1 protein-coding gene and 1 pseudogene are annotated in these 1,520 nt (G+C 36.7%); both read left to right on the top strand.

From position 1 onward, the window contains the following. Positions 1 to 623 (top strand): metal ABC transporter permease (locus tag F6K49_RS48005; protein WP_293109668.1); only part of this gene is annotated, 623 nt, incomplete at its 5' end. 232 nt (positions 624 to 855) lie between these two features. Further along, positions 856 to 1,520, top strand: a pseudogene (locus F6K49_RS48000) (AAA family ATPase); the annotation flags it as partial.

Here is a 1,520-nt window from a genome sequence, read left to right as displayed (position 1 = left end):
ATGCAGCAATGGCGTTGACTTTCAGCAGTTTTTTAGGTTTGGGAGTGATACTAATTACGGTGCTGAAAACTAACCAACTTGACTTAGAAAATATTCTTTTTGGTGACATCTTAGGGGTGAGACCAGCAGATGTTTGGCAAACCCTGGTGATTACAGCAGTAATTTTACTATTAACCAAGTTGTTCTATAAAGAGCTATTATTCTATACTTTTGATCCTTTGGGAGCGCAAGCTAGCGGTTTACCGGTAAAAGTCATTTATTTTGGGTTAATCTTGGCGATTACTCTCACCATTGTCGCCAGTATGCAGACGGTAGGGGTGTTGCTCGTTATTTCTATGTTAATCGGACCCGCGACTACCGCTTATTTATTAGTCAAAGAATTACATCACATGATGGGTTTAGGCTCAATGATTGGAATTTTTTCTAGTGTCAGTGGCATGTATATAAGCTACTATTTTAATTGGCCATCAGGTCCAGCAATTGTAATGGTAATCTTTGGCTTATTTTTCCTGGCATTTTTGTTTAGCCCAAGCCAAGGGATTCTCACGGAGCCAGCGATAGCAGGTCGCCCGGCTAAGTTATTGACTTTGCTGAAAGAGTTATTGAGATTGAATCGAGGGTAAGCAATCAGTTGACAGCAATCAGCAATCAGCAATCAGCGAACAGCGATTAGCGCTACGCGCACGCTACTTGAGGTACTATCAGCCATTAACTATTAGGTATTGGCTATCAGCATGTTGAACATGGTAATAGCATGTTCAACATTCTAGAGTATACTGAAGAAATAAAGAATAGTGTAGTGTAAGGGCTAGCAACACCCATGCACTAGACCTCAGCTTACTCTAATCTCTGGTCATGGTTGAAAAACTTACAGTTAAAAATTTTGCTGGTATCAAGGAACTAGAGATTGAGGTTAAACGAATCAATATCGTGATTGGACCTCAAGCTAGTGGTAAAAGTGTATGTGCTAAACTTCTTTTTTACTTTAAAAATTTTGTTTGGAAAATTTTTGATGCAGTAGAAAATGAACAAACTAAGCGTTACCTAGATTCAAGTTACTCTCAAACTTTTCAAGACTATTTTCCCCCTAATTCCTGGGGATATCATGATTTCTATATTAAGTATGAAGTATATAATGTTGGTATCGAAATTAGTAAAAACAAAAATACTAAAAGCAAAAGTATAATTAATTTTAATTACTCAGATTTTTTTAAAAAAGAACTATCAGAATTACGCAAATGGCTGAAAAAAATTAAGAAAGAAAGCTCTGAACAAAGCAATCAAATTGAGCGTCGTCTTGAAAGACTTTTCTTTACTAAAAGAATTCTCAGAGAACAATTAACAGAATTTTTGAGGAGTTCATTATGCGATGAGGCAGCTTATACCCAGCTTTTTATTCCTGCTGGTCGCTCCTTCTTTGCTAACCTCGAAAGTACTATATTCTCTTTGATGTCTAATAATAATGCCATCGATCCCTTTCTGATCGAGTTTGGTTCCACTTACGAAAGTATAAAACGTTT

Source organism: Moorena sp. SIO3I6, from assembly GCF_010672095.1.
Note: the sequence above shows the minus strand (reverse complement) of the source record. Positions and strands in the feature narration are given on the sequence as shown.